Annotated in this window: 15 protein-coding genes; 5 read left to right on the top strand and 10 right to left on the bottom strand. The window is 70.6% G+C overall.

Annotated elements, in window-relative coordinates; genetic code table 11:
- Positions 1 to 4: 4 nt before the first annotated feature.
- Positions 5 to 1,141, bottom strand: a complete 1,137-nt coding sequence (dnaJ, locus tag SCAB_RS29420; protein ID WP_013003739.1) for a molecular chaperone DnaJ — start codon at positions 1,139 to 1,141, stop codon at positions 5 to 7.
- Complete coding sequence (gene hrcA, locus SCAB_RS29415; RefSeq protein WP_037723896.1) at positions 1,142 to 2,158, bottom strand: heat-inducible transcriptional repressor HrcA; 1,017 nt, start codon at positions 2,156 to 2,158, stop codon at positions 1,142 to 1,144.
- Positions 2,159 to 2,346: 188 nt separating this feature from the next.
- Here hrcA and SCAB_RS29410 point away from each other — a divergent pair, with 188 nt between their 5' ends.
- On the top strand, positions 2,347 to 3,078 hold the full coding sequence (locus tag SCAB_RS29410) for an MBL fold metallo-hydrolase (RefSeq protein WP_013003737.1): 732 nt from the start codon (positions 2,347 to 2,349) through the stop codon (positions 3,076 to 3,078).
- Between the two features lie 42 nt (positions 3,079 to 3,120).
- Entirely contained in the window at positions 3,121 to 3,936 is an 816-nt protein-coding gene (locus tag SCAB_RS29405) for a DUF3097 domain-containing protein (protein WP_013003736.1), read from the top strand.
- On the opposite strand, the gene SCAB_RS29400 is transcribed toward SCAB_RS29405, so the two are convergent.
- The 3 genes from SCAB_RS29400 to SCAB_RS29390 form a co-directional block, all read right to left on the bottom strand.
- Entirely contained in the window at positions 3,914 to 4,492 is a 579-nt protein-coding gene (locus SCAB_RS29400) for a Uma2 family endonuclease (RefSeq protein WP_013003735.1), read from the bottom strand. The genes SCAB_RS29405 and SCAB_RS29400 overlap by 23 nt on opposite strands.
- Positions 4,493 to 4,594: 102 nt before the next feature.
- Positions 4,595 to 5,827, bottom strand: a complete 1,233-nt coding sequence (gene hemW, locus SCAB_RS29395; protein WP_013003734.1) for a radical SAM family heme chaperone HemW — start codon at positions 5,825 to 5,827, stop codon at positions 4,595 to 4,597.
- Between the two features lie 31 nt (positions 5,828 to 5,858).
- Positions 5,859 to 8,084 carry an ATP-binding SpoIIE family protein phosphatase gene (locus SCAB_RS29390; RefSeq protein ID WP_013003733.1) on the bottom strand — a complete coding sequence of 742 codons (2,226 nt, stop codon included), beginning with the start codon at positions 8,082 to 8,084 and terminating at the stop codon, positions 5,859 to 5,861.
- 128 nt (positions 8,085 to 8,212) lie between these two features.
- On the opposite strand from SCAB_RS29390, the gene SCAB_RS29385 reads away from it, so the two are divergent.
- Positions 8,213 to 12,388, top strand: a complete 4,176-nt coding sequence (locus SCAB_RS29385; RefSeq protein WP_013003732.1) for a HAMP domain-containing protein — start codon at positions 8,213 to 8,215, stop codon at positions 12,386 to 12,388.
- The gene (locus SCAB_RS29380) at positions 12,385 to 12,957 is read left to right on the top strand and encodes a response regulator (protein ID WP_013003731.1); all 573 of its coding nucleotides are present in this window, start codon (positions 12,385 to 12,387) and stop codon (positions 12,955 to 12,957) included. Before SCAB_RS29385 ends, SCAB_RS29380 begins: the two co-directional genes overlap by 4 nt.
- A gap of 54 nt (positions 12,958 to 13,011) precedes the next feature.
- Here SCAB_RS29380 and SCAB_RS29375 read toward each other — a convergent pair whose 3' ends face one another.
- Both SCAB_RS29375 and lepA read right to left on the bottom strand, forming a co-directional pair.
- Positions 13,012 to 14,889 carry an AMP-dependent synthetase/ligase gene (locus SCAB_RS29375; protein WP_041669792.1) on the bottom strand — a complete coding sequence of 626 codons (1,878 nt, stop codon included), beginning with the start codon at positions 14,887 to 14,889 and terminating at the stop codon, positions 13,012 to 13,014.
- Between the two features lie 314 nt (positions 14,890 to 15,203).
- Positions 15,204 to 17,072 (bottom strand): translation elongation factor 4, encoded by a 1,869-nt coding sequence (gene lepA, locus SCAB_RS29370; RefSeq protein ID WP_013003729.1) that lies wholly within the window; start codon positions 17,070 to 17,072, stop codon positions 15,204 to 15,206.
- A 269-nt stretch (positions 17,073 to 17,341) separates the two neighbouring features.
- Here lepA and rpsT point away from each other — a divergent pair, with 269 nt between their 5' ends.
- On the top strand, positions 17,342 to 17,608 hold the full coding sequence (gene rpsT / locus SCAB_RS29365) for a 30S ribosomal protein S20 (RefSeq protein ID WP_037723851.1): 267 nt from the start codon (positions 17,342 to 17,344) through the stop codon (positions 17,606 to 17,608).
- Between the two features lie 409 nt (positions 17,609 to 18,017).
- Here the strand turns inward: rpsT and holA are convergent, their stop codons facing one another.
- The 3 genes from holA to SCAB_RS29350 form a co-directional block, all read right to left on the bottom strand.
- The gene (gene holA, locus SCAB_RS29360) at positions 18,018 to 19,004 is read right to left on the bottom strand and encodes a DNA polymerase III subunit delta (protein WP_193789220.1); all 987 of its coding nucleotides are present in this window, start codon (positions 19,002 to 19,004) and stop codon (positions 18,018 to 18,020) included.
- A gap of 96 nt (positions 19,005 to 19,100) precedes the next feature.
- Positions 19,101 to 19,346, bottom strand: coding sequence for a hypothetical protein (locus tag SCAB_RS29355; RefSeq protein WP_013003726.1), 246 nt, complete (start codon positions 19,344 to 19,346; stop codon positions 19,101 to 19,103).
- Positions 19,347 to 19,446: 100 nt separating this feature from the next.
- A complete protein-coding gene (locus SCAB_RS29350) occupies positions 19,447 to 19,779 on the bottom strand; it encodes a hypothetical protein (protein ID WP_037723894.1) in 333 nt (110 codons plus the stop codon).
- Positions 19,780 to 19,783: the final 4 nt, after the last annotated feature.

Raw genomic sequence — 19,783 nt, 5'->3', positions numbered from 1 at the left:
CCACTCAGCGCCCGTTGAACGCGTCCTTCAGCCGGGAGAACAGCCCCTGCTGCCCGGGCTGGAACTGCCCCGTGGGCCGCTCCTCCCCGCGCAGCGCGGCGAGCTGCCGCAGCAGGGCCTCCTGCTCGGGATCCAGCTTCGTCGGCGTCTGCACCTCGACGTGGACGATCAGATCGCCCCGGCCGCCGCCCCGCAGATGCGTGACACCGCGGCCGTGCAGCGGGATCGACTGCCCGGACTGCGTCCCGGGCCGGATGTCGACCTCCTCCAGCCCGTCCAGCGTCTCCAGCGGCACCTTGGTGCCGAGGGAGGCCGCCGTCATCGGGATGGTGACCGTGCAGTGCAGATCGTCACCGCGCCGCTGGAACGTCGAGTGCGGCAGCTCGTGGATCTCGACGTACAGGTCACCGGCGGGACCGCCACCGGGCCCGACCTCGCCCTCACCGGCGAGCTGGATCCGCGTGCCGTTGTCGACACCGGCCGGGATCTTGACCGTGAGCGTCCGCCGCGACCGCACCCGCCCGTCGCCCGCGCACTCGGGGCACGGGTTGGGGACGATCGTGCCGAACCCCTGGCACTGCGGGCAGGGCCGGGAGGTCATGACCTGACCGAGGAAGGACCGCGTGACCTGCGAGACCTCACCGCGGCCGCGGCACATGTCACAGGTCTGCGCGGTGGTGCCCGGGGCCGCGCCCTCGCCGCTGCACGTCGTGCAGACGATGGCGGTGTCGACCTGGATGTCCTTCGTGGTGCCGAAGGCCGCCTCGTCGAGGTCGATCTCCAGCCGGATCATCGCGTCCTGCCCCCGGCGCGTACGCGAGCGGGGACCCCGCTGCGACGCCGTGCCGAAGAAGGCGTCCATGATGTCCGAGAAGTTCCCGAAGCCGCCGGCGCCGAAGCCGCCCGCGCCCTGGCCGCCCGCCTGGGACAGGGGGTCGCCGCCGAGGTCGTAGACCTGCTTCTTCTGCGGGTCCGACAACACCTCGTAGGCGGCGTTGATCTCCTTGAACCGCTCCTGGGTCTTCGGATCGGGGTTGACGTCCGGATGCAGCTCGCGTGCGAGCCTCCGGAACGCCTTCTTGATCTCGTCCTGGGACGCGTCGCGGCGCACGCCGAGCACGGCGTAGTAGTCCGTGGCCACTCAGGACTCCGCCAGGATCTGTCCGACGTACCGTGCCACCGCTCGTACCGCTCCCATCGTTCCCGGATAGTCCATGCGCGTAGGTCCGACCACGCCCAGCTTCGCTACTGCCTCACCGCCCGAACCGTAGCCGACGGAGACGACGGACGTGGAGTTGAGTCCCTCATACGCGTTCTCATGACCGATGCGTACGGTCATGCCCGAATCCCCCGCCTCACCAAGCAACTTGAGGAGGACGACCTGCTCCTCCAAGGCTTCCAGAACGGGCCGGATGGTGAGGGGGAAGTCATGCCCGAAGCGGGTGAGATTGGCGGTTCCGCCGATCATCAGCCGCTCCTCGCTCTCCTCGACGAGTGCTTCGAGGAGGGTGGAGAGCACCGTGGCGACCGTGCCCCGGTCCTCCAGGTCGAACGCCTCGGGCAGGTCCTCGACCAGTCTCGGCACGTCGGTGAAGCGGCGGCCCGCGACCTTGCTGTTGAGCCGTGCCCGCAGGTCCGCGAGTGACGTTTCTCCGAACGGCGCCGGGCAGTCCACCAGCCGCTGCTCCACCCGTCCCGTGTCCGTGATCAGCACGAGCATCAGCCGGGCGGGCGCCAGCGACAGCAGCTCCACGTGCCGCACCGTCGACCGCGTGAGCGACGGATACTGCACGACGGCGACCTGCCGGGTGAGCTGCGCGAGCAGCCGCACGGTCCGCGCCACCACGTCGTCGAGGTCGACCGCGCCGTCCAGGAAGTTCTGGATGGCGCGCCGCTCGGGCGGGGTCATCGGCTTGACCCCGGCGAGCTTGTCGACGAAGAGCCGGTACCCCTTGTCGGTGGGGATGCGGCCCGCGCTGGTGTGGGGCTGGGCGATGAAGCCCTCGTCCTCCAGCGCCGCCATGTCGTTGCGGACGGTCGCCGGGGAGACGCCGAGGTTGTGCCGCTCCGTGAGCGCCTTGGAACCGACCGGTTCCTCGGTCCCCACGTAGTCCTGGACGATGGCGCGCAGCACCTGCAGCCTGCGTTCACTGAGCACCGCGCACACCTCCCGTTCGCGCTCCTGCGGCTTCCCCTTGGCACTCACCCCGGGCGAGTGCCAACACTCCCCGCCCAGTGTACGGCGGTGGGGTACGCCCCCGGCAAGGCCGGGCTCCGGTCGGGGGCACTTTCCTACTGGGGAGTACACGACGACGCCGTCCCCGGAGCTACGGCTAGCGTCGGCGCATGACGGTGACTTGGGAAGAGTGCGGGTGGCAGGAATTGACGCCCGGGGTCGGACGATGCCGCCTGCCCGGCTGGGACTGCACGGCCGGGCTGGTGGTCGGGGACGGTGCGGCCCTCGTGATCGACGCGGGTTCGAGCCTGCGGGAGGGCGCGCGGTTGCGCGCCGAGGCGTGCCGGCTGCTCGGGGGCGCCCGTGTGACACATCTCGCGCTCACCCACCCGCACTTCGACCATGTCTTCGGGGCGGCCGCGTTCGCCGGTGTGGAGGTCTTCGGCGCGGTGGGGGTCGACGGCGTCCTGGGCCGTGACCACGAGGCCCTCCGCGCGGACGCCGTGCACCACGGCCTTCCCGCGGCGGACGCCACCGAGGCCGCCGACCTGCTGGTACGTCCCCGTCACCTGGTCTCCGGGGAGTGGACGCTCGACCTCGGGGGCGAGGTCCGGGTGCTGCTGGCGAACGTGGGTCCCGGGCACACGGGGCACGACCTGGCGGTGCTGGTGTCGGGGGGCGCTCGGGAGGTGGTGTTCTGCGGGGACCTGGTCGAGGAGTCCGGCGAGCCGCAGGCGGGCCCCGACGCGATCCCGTCCCGCTGGCCGGCCGCCCTGGACCGGCTGCTGGACCTCGGCGGCGAGGACGCGCTGTACGTGCCCGGCCACGGGGCGGTGGTGGACGCGGCGTTCGTCCGGGCCCAGCGTGACGCCCTGGCGCGCCGCTTCGGCGTGTCGGACTGAGCACGGGGGCATCCGGGCGCGGCTTCTCCTATCGTCACTCGAATGCGCCAGTACTCACCCGACCTGACCCCGCCGTGGAAGAAGCCGAAGCCGGTCCCCGAGGTCCCGGCCGACCCCGGTCTGGTCGTCGAGGAGCCGGCCACCGGTTTCTGCGGCGCGGTCGTCGGCTGCGAGGCGGGCACGGTGACGCTGGAGGACCGCTTCGGCAAGCACCGCGTGTTCCCGCTGGAGCCGCGGGGGTTCCTGCTGGAGGGGCGGGTGGTGACGCTGGTCCGCCCCGCGTCGTCGGCCCCGGTCCGCCCCTCCCGCACGGCCTCCGGCTCGGTGGCCGTGCCGGGCGCCCGTGCGCGGGTCGCCCGCGCCGGGCGCATCTACGTGGAGGGCCGCCACGACGCCGAGCTCGTCGAGAAGGTGTGGGGTGACGATCTGCGCGTCGAGGGCGTGGTGGTGGAGTACCTGGAGGGCGTGGACGACCTGCCCGCGATCGTCGAGGAGTTCTCCCCGGGGCCGGACGCGCGGCTGGGTGTCCTGGTCGACCATCTGGTGCCGGGGAGCAAGGAATCCCGTATCGCCGCGTCGGTGACCAGCGAGCACGCGCTCGTCGTCGGCCACCCGTACATCGACATCTGGGAGGCGGTGAAGCCGTCGTCGGTGGGCATCGCGGCATGGCCGCGGGTGCCGCGGGGGCAGGACTGGAAGACGGGGGTGTGCCGGGCGCTGGGGTGGCCCTCGGAGAACACCGGGGCGGTGTGGCAGGCGATTCTGGGGCGGGTGGGGTCCTACAAGGACTTGGAGCCGGAGTTGCTGGGGCGGGTGGAGGAATTGATCGACTTCGTCACGGATAGCGGTGGGGCCTGACGTTGGGGAACGTACTGAATCCGCTGGTGTCGATGTCGAGTCGCAGAGCTGGCAGGGGCACCGTTTCCCCGAACTTCCAAATCTCCTGCCCCTTGTAGTCGGCCTTCTCACCAACGCCCTCGGGCTCCGTCAACACGACGCACTGCGCCATGACCGGGTCGACGACGAGGTAGACAGGCACCCCACCTGCGGCGTAGATCGACCGCTTGACACCGTAGTCGCGGTCGATGCTGGTCTTGGAGACGACCTCGACGACCATGGTGATCAGCGTGGACGGAAGCAGCCGCCCCGAGGCTGGCAGAGTCTCGGGGACCACGACGACCAAGTCGGGAACAGGCTCACTCGCCTCGCTGACGATGTCGATGTCCTGTGTCTGGAGGGCGTACCAGTGATCAACCGGAATCTGCCTGCCCAGCAACATCACAATGACGTTGTGCACCAGGTCAGGGCTGGCCATCATCACGATTTCTCCCCGAAGAAGTTCGGCCTTGACACCCTCGGGCGGCTCGAACGTCTCGAAGAACCTGGTCATCCCGCGCTCGTCCACAGCGGTCATCTCCGCAGCCTCCGGATTCCGCCACCGTCAGTTACGGCAGCAGCCTACGAACCAGGTTAGGTACCGAACCCCCGTTTCGCACCGATTCACCCACCCGGGTGATCAGTCCACGAGGTCCCGCACCACCGCGTCCGCCAGCAACCGCCCCCGCAGGGTGAGCACCGCGCGCCCCTCCTCGTACGGCCCCGTCTCCAGCAGCCCGTCGGCGAGGGCGCGACCGGCGGCCGCACGGCCGTCCTCCTTCAGCAGCGACAGGGGGCACCCCTCCCGCAGCCGCAGTTCCAGCAGGATGCGCTCGACCCTGCGGTCCTCGTCCGACAGGAGCTCCCGCCCGGCGCCAGGGGAGCGCCCCGCCGCCAGCGCGCCCGCGTACGCGCCGGGGTGCTTGACGTTCCACCAGCGGACGCCGCCGACGTGGCTGTGGGCGCCCGGTCCCGCGCCCCACCAGTCGGCGCCCCGCCAGTACAGCTCGTTGTGGAGGCAACGCCCGGCGGCGGAGGTGGCCCAGTTGGAGACCTCGTACCAGTCGAACCCGGCGGCCGACAGCATCTCCTCGGCGATCAGGTACCGGTCGGCGTGCACGTCGTCGTCCGTCATCGGGACCTCGCCGCGCCGGATGCGCCGGGCGAGCTGCGTGCCCTCCTCGACGATCAGCGCGTACGCCGAGACGTGGTCGGGCCCGGCGCCGAGCGCGGCGTCCAGGGAGGCCCGCCAGTCGTCGTCGGACTCGCCGGGCGTGCCGTAGATCAGGTCGAGGTTGACGTGGTCGAAGCCGGCGGCGCGCGCCTCCGCGACGCACCGCTCGGGGCGCCCCGGCGTGTGCGTACGGTCGAGGATCTTCAGGACGTGCTGCCGGGCGCTCTGCATGCCGAAGGAGACGCGGTTGAAGCCGCCCGCGCGGAGAGTCTCCAGGTACGCGGGGTCGACAGACTCCGGGTTCGCCTCCGTCGTCACCTCGGCGTCGTCGGCGAGTCCGAACTCGTCCCGGACCGCCCCCAGCATCCGTACGAGGTCGTCGGCGGCCAGCAGGGTGGGGGTGCCGCCGCCGACGAAGACCGTACGGACGGAACGCGGGTCGTCCCCGAGGACCTTGCGGGCGAGGCGGATCTCGTCGACGACGGTGTCCGCGTAGTTGTCTCGGGAGGCGAGGACACCGCCGGTGCCGCGCAGCTCGGTGGCGGTGTAGGTGTTGAAGTCGCAGTAGCCGCAGCGGGTCGCGCAGTACGGGACGTGCAGATAGAACCCGAGGGGCCGCCCGGCCGCGCCGGCCAGGGCGTGGGCGGGCAGCGCGCCGTCGTCGGGGACGGGCTCACCGTCGGGGAGTGCGGAAGGCATGTGCTCCATTGTCCCGCACCCCCGCGGGTCCTCATTCCGCCCGCAGGACGAGCAGCGCGAGGTCGTCGTCGGGCGGCCGGTCACCGAACTCGTGGACGAGCCGCCGGATGCGTTCGGCGGTGAGTTCGGCGTCGAGCCCGGCGCAGCCGGAGAGCGCGGTGGCGAGGCCGTCCTCGTCGTCGAACATGCGGGGGCCGCTGCGGCGCTCGGTGACGCCGTCGGTCACGCACAGCAGGGTGTCGCCGCGGCGCAGCTCGAAGGTCTCGGAGACGTACGCGGTGTCCTCGATCACCCCAAGCAGCGTCTGCGGCTCGGCCACGGCCCGTACGTCGCCGTCGGGGCCCAGCAGCAGCGGCAGCGGGTGCCCGGCGGAGGCGAGGGTGCAGCGGACGCCGCCGTCGACGGGGACGAGTTCGCCGTAGAGGAGGGACAGGAAGCGGGTCTGCGGGCCGTCGGGGTCGACGAGGCCGGGGTCGCCCGCCGTGACCAGGGCGCGGGCGGCGGCGTCGGCGGCCTCGGTGGCGTCGTCGAGGAGGAGCTGGTTGAGCCGGTCGAGGACGTCCGCGACGCCGTAGCCCTCGCGGGCGAGCAGCCGCAGCCAGGGCCGGGCGAGACCGATGACGACGGCCGCCTCGGGGCCCTTGCCCTGGACGTCACCGATCGCGAAGCACCAGCGGCCCCGGCCCGCCGGAAAGAGGTCGTAGAAGTCGCCGCTGGGTCCGCCCTTGTCGCACGGCTCGTAGACGAGCGCGCTGGACACACCGGGGATCTCGGCGACCGCGCCCGGCAGCAGTCCGCGCTGCAGGACGCGGCTGATGGTGGCCTGGCGGGCGTACTGGCGGGCCGCGCCGATGGACAGCGCGATCCGCCGGCTGAGGTCCTCGACCAGCCCGGTCACCTCGTCGGGAAACCGCGGCAGCCCGGCCCGCCCGATGACGAGCGTCCCGAGCGGGCGGCCCCCGGCGATCAACCGGTACGCGAGCGCGGCACCGGGTTCGCCGCCTGCGCTCGCCGTGGCTTCGTCGCCCGCTTGAGCCAGGGCTTCGTCTTCCGCCTGCGCTGTGGCTTCATCTCGCGCTTGAGCTGCGGCATCGTCTTGCGCCTGAGCTACGGCTTCCTCTTCCGCTCGCGCTACGGCTTCGGCCGTGAACGACCCCCCGTCCTCCGCCGGCGTCGGCCACGGCACAGGTACCGCCCGTGATCTCACCGAGTCGGGCAGTCTCGGGGGGTTCTTCTCCAGGGCCCGGCGCAGTTCCTCGATGCGGTTCTCGCTGCCGTGCCACACGCGGGCGAGGCGGGGCGCGGGGCCGAGCGAGCCGTCGCCGCCGCGCCAGCCCAGCCCCTCCTCCTCCAGCCACACCGCGCACCAGTCGGCCAGTCTCGGCACGAGCAGCTGCCCGGCGAGCGCGGCGACCAGGTCCTCGTCCAGCTGTCCGGTGAGCAGGTCGGACGCCTCCGCGAGGAAGGAGAGCGCACCCCGGTTCAGCCACTCCCGGTCGTGCTCCCCGCCGGGCCGGGGCACGGGCGCGACGAGGCCGCCCGGGTCCACGTCCTGTCCGGGGCCCGCCCCACCGGCGTACGCCCGCGCATCCCCGGCGTCGTACCCCTCGGCCCCTTCGGCGCCCTGGGCCGCCGAGCCGCCCGCATCGCCACCGTACGGCTCGAACACCCCCTCCGCTCCCTCCACCGCCATCGCCCCGTCGACCGACAGCCGGGCCCAGACGGTCTTCGCGCCGGTCCGGTAGGTGATCCCCCAGGCTTCCGAGAGCGCGGCGACCAGGCGCAGGCCACGCCCGTACTCGGCGGCGCCGTAAGGCCGTTCGAGGAGGTACGGCCGCTCGGCGCCCTCGCTGCGTACCTCCCGGGAGGGATGGTGGTCCGAGACCTCGAGGAGCAGCCATCCTGCGGCCGCCGGGGCGTCCCGGCCGAGCCGGCAGAAGAGTTCGACATCGGTGCCCGCGTGGACGACCGCGTTGGTGACCAGCTCGCTGACCACCACGAGCGCGTCCTCGACGGCACGGGCCGGGAGCGCGGCGGCACCGGGCAGGCCCGGCCCGGCCCACTCCGCGAGCGCGGCGGAGACGAAGCGCCGGGCGGCGCCGGGCGCGAGCGGCCCGCCCGGAAGCGACAGATGCGCCGTCGCACGCCGGTCGAGACCGGCGTACGCGGGCGCGGCGTGCAGGGACTCGGACCCGACGCGCGCCGGCGCATCAGAAGCGCAGGACACGATGTCCCGTTGCGTCGGAATGGCCCCCACTGAGCGGCTCCCTGAGAAAGTTCGGACGAATAGGCCTCAGGCGGCACGGCCAGAGTGACAGACTGACCACGCCCATAAGCGCCGAGTTACCGAAGTGGGCCACCATGAGCGAGAACAGTGGTACGCGGATGTCCGAAAACGGCCGGAAGAACGGTCAAACGGACAGTCGAACGGACGGACTGATCCGGGCGTCCGACCTCCGCGCGCTGACCGCGGCCATGACCGCCGCGCGCGACGGCAGCTTCACGAAGGTCCCTCAGACGGGCCCCGCGCCGGTCGCGGAGCTGTGCGCCCTCTTCAACCAGATCATCGACCGCAGCACCCACTTCGGCTCCGAAGTGCAGCGCGTACGGCGTGAGTTGGTCCGTCACGGCCGCCTCGACGAGCGGCTGTCGGCCAGTCCGGGCCAGGGCGCCTGGGCGACCCGGGTCGACGACGTGAACCAGACGCTGGACGCCCTGGTCGCCCCCGCCGCGAACGCCACGCGCGTGCTGGACGCGGTGGCGGGCGGCGATCTGACCCAGCGCGTCGACCTGCACGACGGCAACCGTCAACTGCGCGGCGATCTACGGCGGTTGGGTCGCGCCGTGAACAAGATGGTCGACCAGCTGTCGCTGTTCACCGGCGAGGTGACCAGGGTGGCCCGCGAGGTCGGCACGGAGGGGCGTCTCGGTGGCCGGGCCAAGGTCCGTGGCCTGTCCGGGAGTTGGCGGGACGTGACGGAGGCGGTCAACACCATGGCCGCCCGGCTGACCGCGCAGGTGCGGGACATCGCCCTGGTGACCACCTCGGTGGCGCGCGGCGACCTCACCCGGACGGTGACCGTCGAGGCGACCGGCGAACTGCTGGAGCTGAAGCTCACCGTGAACACGATGGTGGACCAGCTCTCCGCCTTCGCCGACGAGGTCACCCGGGTGGCCCGCGAGGTCGGCACCGAGGGCCGGCTGGGCGGCCGGGCCCAGGTCCGGGGCGTCTCGGGGGTCTGGAAGGACCTCACCGACAACGTCAACTTCATGGCGTCGAACCTGACCTCCCAGGTCCGCAACATCGCCCAGGTCACCACCGCCGTCGCCAACGGCGACCTGAGCCAGAAGATCACGGTCGACGCGCAGGGCGAGATCCTGGAACTGAAGTCGACGATCAACACGATGGTGGACCAGCTCTCCGCCTTCGCGGGTGAGGTCACCCGCGTCGCCCGCGAGGTCGGCACCGAAGGGAACCTCGGCGGCCGGGCCCAGGTCCGGGGCGTCTCCGGCGTCTGGAAGGACCTCACCGACAACGTCAACTTCATGGCGGACAACCTGACCTCCCAGGTCAGGAACATCGCCCTGGTCTCCACGGCGGTCGCGCAGGGAGACCTCGGCAAGAAGATCACGGTCGAGGCGAAGGGCGAGATCCTCGAACTCAAGTCGACGATCAACACGATGGTCGACCAGCTCTCCGCCTTCGCCGACGAGGTCACCCGCGTCGCCCGCGAGGTCGGCACCGAGGGGAACCTCGGCGGTCAGGCCCAGGTCCGGGGCGTCTCCGGCGTCTGGAAGGACCTCACCGACAACGTCAACTTCATGGCCCTGAACCTGACCTCGCAGGTCCGCAACATCGCCCAGGTCACCACCGCCGTCGCCATGGGCGACCTCTCCAAGAAGATCACCGTCGACGCCCGCGGCGAGATCCTGGAACTCAAGGACACCGTCAACACCATGGTGGAGCAGCTGCGGGCCTTCGCCGACGAGGTGACCAGGGTCGCCCGCGAGGTCGGCACGGACGGCGCGCTCGGCGGCCGGGCCCAGGTGCAGGGCGTGTCCGGTGTGTGGCGGGACCTGACCGACAACGTCAACTACATGGCGGACAACCTGACCTCCCAGGTCAGGAACATCGCGCAGGTGACCACGGCCGTCGCCAACGGCGACCTGTCCAAGAAGATCGACGTGGACGCCCGCGGCGAGATCCTGGAGCTGAAGACCGCCATCAACACGATGGTCGACACCCTGTCCTCCTTCTCCTCCGAGGTCACCCGTGTCGCCCGCGAGGTCGGCTCCGAGGGCCAGCTCGGCGGCCAGGCCCGGGTCGAGGGCGTGTACGGCACCTGGAAGCGCCTGACGACGAACGTCAACGAACTCGCCCTGAACCTGACCACCCAGGTCCGCGCCATCGCCGAGGTCGCCTCGGCCGTGACCCAGGGCGACATGTCCCGCTCGATCACCGTGGAGGCGCGCGGCGAGGTCGCCGAGCTGAAGGACAACATCAACCTGATGGTGGCCAACCTCCGGGAGACCACCCGCGCGAAGGACTGGCTGGAGTCCAACCTCGCCCGCCTCGCCGCGCTGATGCAGGGCCACCGCGACCTGATGGAGGTCGCCGACCTGATCCTGCGCGAGCTGACCCCGCTGGTGAACGCCCAGTACGGCGCCTTCTACCTGGCCGACCCCGACGAGGACGGCGCGGCCCCGCTCCCGGTGGCGCCCACCAAGGGCCTCGCGTTCATCGCGGGCTACGGCGCGGCCCAGGGCGCGACCGTCGAGACCGGCGGCCTTCCCGTGCACGGCCTGGTCGCGCAGGCCGCCCGCGAGAAGAAGCGGATCCTGGTGGAGGAGGCCCCACCGGGCTACATCAAGATCAACAGCGGTCTCGGGGAGGCGTCCCCGTCCAGCGTCGTGATCATCCCGATCCTCTTCGAGGACAAGCTCCTCGGCGTGATCGAACTGGCGTCCTTCTCCCGCTTCTCCGACGTCCACCTGGCGTTCTTCGACCAGTTCGTGAACACCATCGGCGTCGCCATCAACACCATCATCGCCAACTCCCGCACCGAGTCCCTTCTCGGCGAGTCCCAGCGCCTGGCCATGCAGCTCCAGGAACGCTCGGACGAACTCCAGGCACAGCAGGCGGAACTGCGGCGCTCCAACGCCGAACTGGAGGAGAAGGCAGCCCTGTTGGCCACCTCCTCCCAGTACAAGTCGGAGTTCTTGGCGAACATGTCCCACGAGCTGCGCACGCCGCTGAACTCGCTGCTGATCCTGGCCCGGCTGCTCTCCGACAACCCGGACGGCCATCTCACCGACCAGGAGGTGCAGTTCGCGACGACGATCCACCGCTCGGGCTCGGACCTGCTGCAGCTGATCAACGACATCCTCGACCTCTCGAAGATCGAGGCGGGCCGGATGGACGTACGCCCCAAGCGTCTGCCGCTCATCAAGCTCCTGGACTACGTCCACGCCACGTTCCGCCCGCTCACCCTCGACCGGGGCCTGGCCTTCGAGGTCGCGGTCGGCGAGAACGTGCCGCGCGAGATGTACTCGGACGAGCAGCGCCTCCAGCAGATCCTGCGCAACCTGCTCTCCAACGCCATCAAGTTCACCGCGTCCGGCCGGGTCGAACTGGCCGTCAACCGCGTCAAGGACCCCGACCACCGCTTCACCCGCGAGCACCACGACGAGGTCATCGCCTTCGCGGTCTCCGACACCGGGATCGGGATCGCGGCCGAGAAACTCCCGGTGATCTTCGAGGCGTTCCAGCAGGCCGACGGCACCACCAACCGCAAGTACGGCGGCACCGGCCTCGGCCTGTCCATCAGCCGTGAGATCGCCGGCCTGCTGGGCGGCCGCATCATCGCCGAGAGCGTCCCCGGCAAGGGCTCCACCTTCACCCTGTACGTCCCCGTCCTCAGCCCCGGCCACGGGGTGACGGGCCCCGCCGCCGAGGATCCCGGCAGCCTCGTACCGGAGCAGCTGACCACCGAGCCGTACCCGGCCGCGCACGACGGCGGCGCACACGACGACGTACACGACGACGGGTACGACGACGACACCTGGCCGGCCCCCACCAAACTGGAGGCGTGGAGGGCGGGCCGCGCCGGCCAGGTGCTGCCCGGCCGCCGGGTGCTGATCGTCGACGACGACATCCGCAACGTCTTCGCGCTCACCCACGTCCTGGGCCGCGTCGGCATGCCCGTCCTGTACGCGGAGAACGGCCGCGAGGGCATCGAGACCCTGGAGCGCAACCCGGACGTCGAACTCGTCCTGATGGACATCATGATGCCGGAGATGGACGGCTACGAGACGATCTCCGCCATCCGCCGCACCCCCCGCTGGGCGGGCCTGCCCATCGTCGCCCTCACCGCCAAGGCCATGCCCGGCGACCGCGACAAGTCCATCGCCCGCGGCGCCAACGACTACGTCCCCAAGCCCGTGGACGTCGACCAGCTGCTCACGGTCGTCTGCGCGGTCCTGGACCCGGAGGGCACCCGCGACCCGGCGGACCCGGTACCCGGGCCGCGCACCGACGACGGCGAGGCACCCTCACCATGACCACTCGGGACCGGACCGACGGACGCGCGGGCATACTCCTCGTCGACGACATGGAGGACAACCTGGTCGCTCTGGAGGCCGTCCTGGCATCCCTCGACGAGCCGCTGATACGTGCCCGCTCCGGTGAGGAGGCCATGAAGGCCCTCCTGCGGCAGCGCTTCGCCGTCGTCCTCCTCGACGTCCGGATGCCGGGCATGGACGGCTTCGAGACCGCCGCCCACATCAAACGCCTCGACCAGACCAAGGACGTCCCGATCATCTTCCTCACCGGTACGGACGCCGACGCCGGCTACGCCTTCCGCGGCTACGCCACGGGGGCTGCGGACTACGTCACCAAGCCCTTCGACCCCTGGGTGTTACGAGCGAAGGTGAGCGTCTTCCTGGAACTGCACCGCACGACCCGCCGGCTGGAGACCCTGCTGACGAGCCGGCGGGAGCACGCGGACCAGGTCGACGCCCGGCTGGCGGCCCTGGAGAAACAGCTGACCCAGCCGGCCCCGGACCTGCCGGAGGTCCTCGTCCAGCTGCGGGACCTCCGCGCCCTGGTGACGAGGGAACGCGGCGACTGAAACCGAAGGGGGCGGGGCCGCGTCCGTACGCGGCCCCGCCCCCTTCACACCGTGCTACGCCTCACGCGACCCGGCGTACATCTCCTCGATGAGGTGCGTGTACTCCTTCTCCACCACCGGCCGCTTCAGCTTCAGGCTCGGCGTCAGCTCACCGTGCTCGACGTCGAGATCCCGCGGCAGCAACCGGAACTTCTTGATCGTCTGCCACCGCTGCAGCCCCTGGTTCAGCTGCGTGACATGCCCCTCGATCATCTCCACCGTCACCGGTGCCGAGATGACCTCCTCGTAGGACTTCCCCGCCAGCCCGTTCTCCGCGGCCCACGCCTGGATGGCCAGCTCGTCGAGGGCGATGAGCGCGGTGCAGAAGTTACGGTCGGCGCCGATCACCATCACGTTGGACGTGAACGGGCACAGCGCCTTGAACTGCCCCTCGATCTCGGTCGGCGCGATGTACTTGCCGCCGGACGTCTTGAACAGGTCCTTCTTCCGGTCGGTGATCCGCAGGTACCCGTCGGGCGACAGCTCCCCGATGTCACCGGTGTGGAACCATCCGTCGGCCTCCAGGACCTCCGTGGTCTGCTCCGGCAGCCCGTGGTAGCCCTCCATGATGCCGGGGCCGCGCAGCAGGATCTCGCCGTCGTCCGCGATGCGCACCTCCGTGCCGGGCAGCGGCTTGCCCACCGTGCCCGTACGGAAGGCCTCGCCCGGGTTGAGGAACGACGCGGCGGAGGACTCGGTCAGGCCGTAGCCCTCCAGGATCGGGATGCCCGCGCCGGCGAAGAAGAAGCCGATCTCGGGCGCCAGCGCCACCGAACCGGAGACACAGGCCCGCAGCCGCCCGCCGAACGCCTCACGCAGCTTCTTGTAGACCAGCGCGTCGGCGACCTTGTGCTTGGCCTCCAGCCCGAACGGGACGGACGCGGTGCCGGTGCGCCGGAAGTTGTCCTGGCTGACCTTGGCGTACTCGCGGGCGACCTCGGCCGCCCACTGGAAGATCTTGTACTTGGCCGGGCCGCCCGCGCGCGCCTTGCCGACGACACCGTTGTAGACCTTCTCGAAGATGCGCGGCACGGCGGCCATGTACGTCGGCTGCACGACCGGCAGATTCTCGATGATCTTGTCGACCCGGCCGTCGACGGCCGTGATGTGCCCGACCTCGATGTGCCCGGCGAGGAGCACCTTGCCCATCACGTGCGCGAGCGGCAGCCACAGGTACTGCACGTCCGCCGGCTCCAGCAGCCCGGTCGCGCCGATCGCCTTCGCCATGTACGCCCAGTTGTCGTGCGGCAGACGCACGCCCTTGGGACGGCCCGTGGTGCCCGAGGTGTAGATGAGGGTGGCGAGCTGGTCCTTGGTGATCGCACCGACCTTGTCCTTGATCAGGTCGGGGTTCTTCTCCAGGTGGGCGGTGCCGCGCTTCTCCAGGTCGGCGAGGGAGAGCACCCAGTCCTCGGAGAGGTCCGCGCCCTCGGGGTCGATGACGACGACATGGGTCAGCTCGGGCAGCTCGGCCTTCTTCTCCCGGGCCTTGGCGAGCTGCGCGGCGTTCTCGGCGATGAGGACCCGGCTGCCGGAGTCGGACAGGATGTACGCCGATTCCTCGGCGTTCGTCTGCGGGTAGACCGTGGTGTTGGCCGCGCCCGCGCACATGATGCCGAGGTCGCACAGGATCCACTCGATCCTGGTGGCCGAGGACAGGGCGATCCGCTGCTCCGGCTGGACGCCCAGCTCGACGAGTCCGGCCGCGATGGCGTGGACCCGTTCGGCCGCCTGGGTCCAGTTCAGCGACTTCCAGTCCGAGGGACCCTCGCCGGAGGCCGGCGGCACGGGATACCGGAAGGCCTCGGCGTCCGGTGTGGCCGCCACGCGCTCCAGGAAGAGGGCCGCCATGGACGGCGGGCGGTTCTCGATCAGGGTCTGTGTGTCGCTCACGACATCCTCCGGGGCACGCGACAGCGCGGCTGGCTCATGGACTGTGTGCTCAGGACTGCGCGGCTGGCTCAAAGCGGCTGTTGTTTAACTCGCGAGTAACCATCGAGTGGTGATCAGGGTAGAGCGCGACTGGCCGGTTCGTAAGGGGCGGCGGGCGGTCACTTTCCACCGGGAACGACCCTACGAACACGCACCGGCATCTCCCGGACGACCTGCGGGCCCGTCGCGCCGAAACGCGACGGGCCCGCATCATGCCCGAGTTTCCGGGGGTAACGGCGGCCGCCCCGCGGCCCGCCGCCGACACCGTGCGGTGGCTACTTCTTGCCCTTGCCGCCGCCGGCGTTGTCGTCACTCGACAGAACGGCGATGAACGCCTCCTGCGGAACCTCCACGGAGCCCACCATCTTCATCCGCTTCTTGCCCTCCTTCTGCTTCTCCAGCAGCTTCCGCTTCCGGGAGATGTCACCGCCGTAGCACTTGGCGAGGACGTCCTTGCGGATGGCGCGGATGGTCTCGCGGGCGATGACCCGCGACCCGATCGCGGCCTGGATGGGCACCTCGAACGCCTGCCGCGGGATCAGCTCGCGCAGCTTGGCGACGAGCCGCACCCCGTAGGCGTACGCGGCGTCCTTGTGGGTGACGGCCGAGAAGGCGTCCACCTTGTCGCCGTGCAGCAGGATGTCGACCTTCACCAGGCTGGAGCTCTGCTCGCCGGTGGGCTCGTAGTCCAGGGAGGCGTAACCGCGCGTCTTCGACTTCAGCTGGTCGAAGAAGTCGAAGACGATCTCCGCGAGCGGGAGGGTGTAGCGGATCTCGACGCGGTCCTCGGAGAGGTAGTCCATGCCGAGCAGGGTGCCGCGCCGCGTCTGGCACAGCTCCATGATCGACCCGATGAACTCCGAGGGCGCGAGGATCGTGGCGCGTACGACGGGCTCGTACACGGCGTCGATCTTCCCCTCGGGGAACTCGCTCGGGTTGGTGACCGTGTGCTCCGCGCCGTCCTCCATGACGACGCGGTAGACCACGTTCGGCGCGGTCGCGATGAGGTCGAGCCCGAACTCGCGCTCCAGCCGCTCACGGATCACGTCGAGGTGCAGCAGCCCCAGGAAACCGACACGGAAACCGAAACCGAGCGCCGCGGAGGTCTCCGGCTCGTACACCAGCGCGGCGTCGTTGAGCTGCAGCTTGTCGAGGGCGTCGCGCAGCTCCGGGTAGTCGGAGCCGTCCAGCGGATACAGACCCGAGAAGACCATCGGCTTCGGGTCCTTGTAACCGCCGAGCGCCTCGGTGGCGCCCTTGTGCAGGGTGGTGATGGTGTCACCGACCTTGGACTGGCGGACGTCCTTCACACCGGTGATCAGATAGCCGACCTCACCGACGCCGAGGCCGTCGGCAGCCTTCATCTCGGGGGCCGAGACACCGATCTCCAGCAGCTCGTGGGTGGCGCCGGTGGACATCATGCGGATCCGCTCACGCTTGTTGAGCTGTCCGTCGATGACACGCACGTACGTCACGACACCCCGGTAGGAGTCGTACACCGAGTCGAAGATCATCGCGCGCGCGGGCGCGTCCTGGACACCGACCGGGGCGGGAACGTCCGCGACGACCCGGTCCAGCAGCGCCTCGACACCCAGACCCGTCTTCGCGGAGACCTTGAGCACGTCCTCCGGGTCGCAGCCGATGAGGTTGGCGAGCTCCTCGCTGAACTTCTCCGGCTGCGCGGCCGGCAGGTCGATCTTGTTCAGTACGGGGATGATCTTGAGGTCGTTCTCCATCGCCAGGTAGAGGTTGGCGAGGGTCTGGGCCTCGATGCCCTGGGCCGCGTCGACGAGGAGCACCGTCCCCTCACAGGCCGCCAGCGACCGCGACACCTCGTACGTGAAGTCGACGTGCCCGGGGGTGTCGATCATGTTGAGGATGTGGGTCCTGCCCGGTTCCTCGGTCGGGGCCCAGGGCAGTCGGACCGCCTGGGACTTGATCGTGATGCCACGCTCGCGCTCGATGTCCATGCGGTCGAGGTACTGAGCACGCATCTGCCGCTGATCAACCACTCCGGTCAGCTGGAGCATCCGGTCGGCGAGCGTGGACTTGCCGTGGTCGATGTGCGCGATGATGCAGAAGTTGCGGATCAGAGCCGGGTCGGTACGGCTCGGCTCGGGCACATGGCTAGGGATCGCGGGCACGCAGGGTCCTGATTCTTGAGGTGTCCGCAGCCGTCTGCGGTCTCGGGTCGGATCTGGCGGGTCTGGTACGTAGGCACCATGGTCCCACGGGCGGAGAACTGCGACCGGTTTGGGCCGACCCATGGGCTGCTGGTAGCGTGGGCGGCTGTGTCTCATGCCCTCTCAGCAGGAGGCACATCCCAAGAAAATCAAACGGTGTCCGAGGCGTGCGCGGCGTGTCCTGCACGACCCCCATGGTCTCGTACACCTGTAGCTGAAAAGGCTCATTCGTGGCGAACATCAAGTCCCAGATCAAGCGGAACAAGACCAACGAGAAGGCGCGCCTTCGCAACAAGGCCGTCAAGTCGTCGCTCAAGACCGCGATCCGCAAGGCCCGTGAGGCCGCTGCCGCGGGTGACACCGTGAAGGCCACCGAGTACCAGCGCGCTGCCGCGCGTCAGCTCGACAAGGCCGTCTCGAAGGGCGTCATCCACAAGAACCAGGCCGCCAACAAGAAGTCGGCGCTTGCTTCCAAGGTCGCTTCCCTCCAGGGCTGAGCTTCTCCTTTGATCTGACCGCCGGCTGGACCCAGAACGGGCCCTCTCTCATCCGCTCCCACCCGGCACCCCGGACCCGTACGCGGCCTGCGTTCGCCACGCGGGTACAGGTCCACACGCATTGACCGAAGGCCCCGTCTCCGTCCCTTCCCCAGGGACGAGGGCGGGGCCTTCGGCATGCCTGTGGGGGCGGCCGGTGGAGAGGGGATGCGGGGATGCGGGGACTCGCGAGCGCGAGCGCAGGGGGCACAGCGGGCTCACCACAGCGCGCGACGCAAGGCTTCCCCGGGGCGGGGCGGGCTCACCGCAGGGTGCGGCAAGGCTTCCGTGGGGCGGGCGGCAGGCGGCGGGCGGCGGGCGGCGGGCGGCGGGCGGCGGGCGGCGGGCGGCGGGCGGCGGGGCGAGGAAATCAGCCCCGACGAGACCGAGCCGCCCGCGCGATCACCACGACCGCCTTCTCCAACGCGTACTCCGGATCATCCCCGCCCCCCTTGACCCCCGCATCCGCCTCGGCCACGGCCCGCAACGCCACAGCCACCCCGTCCGGCGTCCACCCCCGCATCTGCTGCCGCACCCGATCGATCTTCCACGGCGGCATCCCCAACTCCCGCGCGAGATCCCCCGGCCGCCCACCCCGCGCCGACGACAGCTTCCCGATCGCCCGCACGCCCTGGGCCAGCGCGCTGGTGATCAGCACCGGCGCCACCCCGGTCGCCAACGACCACCGCAGCGCCTCCAGCGCCTCCGCCGCCCGCCCCTCCACGGCCCGGTCGGCCACCTCGAAGCTCGACGCCTCGGCCCGCCCCCTGTAGTACCGCCCGACCACGGCCTCGTCGATCGTGCCCTCGACATCCGCGACCAGCTGCGACGCCGCGGCCGCCAGCTCCCGCAGATCACTCCCGATCGCGTCGACCAGCGCCTGGCACGCCTCGGGCGTCGCCGACCGGCCGAGCATCCGGAACTCCCCCCGCACGAACGCCAGCCGATCCCCCGGCTTCGTCATCTTGGGGCACGCCACCTCCCGCGCCCCCGCCTTGCGCGCGGCGTCCAGCAGCGCCTTCCCCTTGGCCCCGCCCGCGTGCAACAGCACCAGGGTGATCTCCTCGGCAGGGGCCCCGAGATACGCCTTCACGTCCTTGACGGTGTCGGCCGACAGATCCTGCGCATTCCGCACGACCACGACCTTCCGCTCCGCGAAGAGCGACGGACTCGTCAGCTCGGCGAGCGTGCCGGGCTGCAACTGGTCCGAGGACAGATCCCGTACGTCCGTGTCCGCGTCGGAGGCCCGCGCGGCGGCCACCACCACCTGCACGGCACGGTCGAGCAGCAGCTCCTCCTGCCCCACGGCAAGCGTCACGGGGGCGAGAGGATCGTCTTGCGCAGTCTTCTTGGCCATCCCGGACAGCATCCCACGCCCCACTGACAACCCGACCGGCGTACGGTCCGCTCCCTCAGGGGCGCGGGGAAGCCCGCGAGCACCCCCGGCGGAGCACTACGGCTCCTCCCGCCACCCCTCCCACTCCCCCGCGAACTCGTCCAACGCCACCGGATCGAGCCGCCCCCGCTCGTCCCGCAGCACCAACAGCCACTGCGCGTCCTCGGCGTCGTCCTCCCCCGCCAGCGCGTCCCGCACCAACTGCGGCTCCTCGTCCAGCCCGAACCTCGCCCCGAGCGCCTCCGCCGCCTCCTCGGCCGCATCACGATCAGGCAGCACCAGCACATGTCTCACATCACTCACGGCCCCTATTCTCCGCCGCCCTGTTCCCTGCTCCTCCGGGGACCCTCCCCTCCACGCAAAGCCGAGCACTTCCTCGCCTTCACGAGCATCGCCCGCACCCTCATCTATCGGCGGCTCGTCTGCCGATGTGGGCCTGCAGCAGTTTCACGGCCAGGCCGTGGCCGTAGCGATCGGCCATGTCCATGGGTGTGCGGCCGGCCGGGTCTGCGAGCTCCGGATCAGCCCCGAAGGCCAGCAACACGGCCGTGGTGTGCACCGTCAACGGCTGCCCGCTCTGCAGGGAGCCATCACCCTCGACGTCGATCGCATGCGTCAGCAGCGTCATGTCGCTGAAGACCTCGTCGGGATCGGAACCAGCGGCCAGCAACCGGGCCAGGGCTTCAGCATCCTCCTGCTCGACCGCTTGATGCGCGGGTGTCCAGTAGTCGCTCACCACG

The sequence above is a fragment of the Streptomyces scabiei 87.22 genome, from assembly GCF_000091305.1.
In the GTDB taxonomy this organism is placed as follows: Bacteria; Actinomycetota; Actinomycetes; order Streptomycetales; family Streptomycetaceae; genus Streptomyces; species Streptomyces scabiei.
The sequence above is the reverse complement of the archived record's forward strand: the minus strand, read 5'-3'. Positions and strand labels throughout refer to the sequence as shown.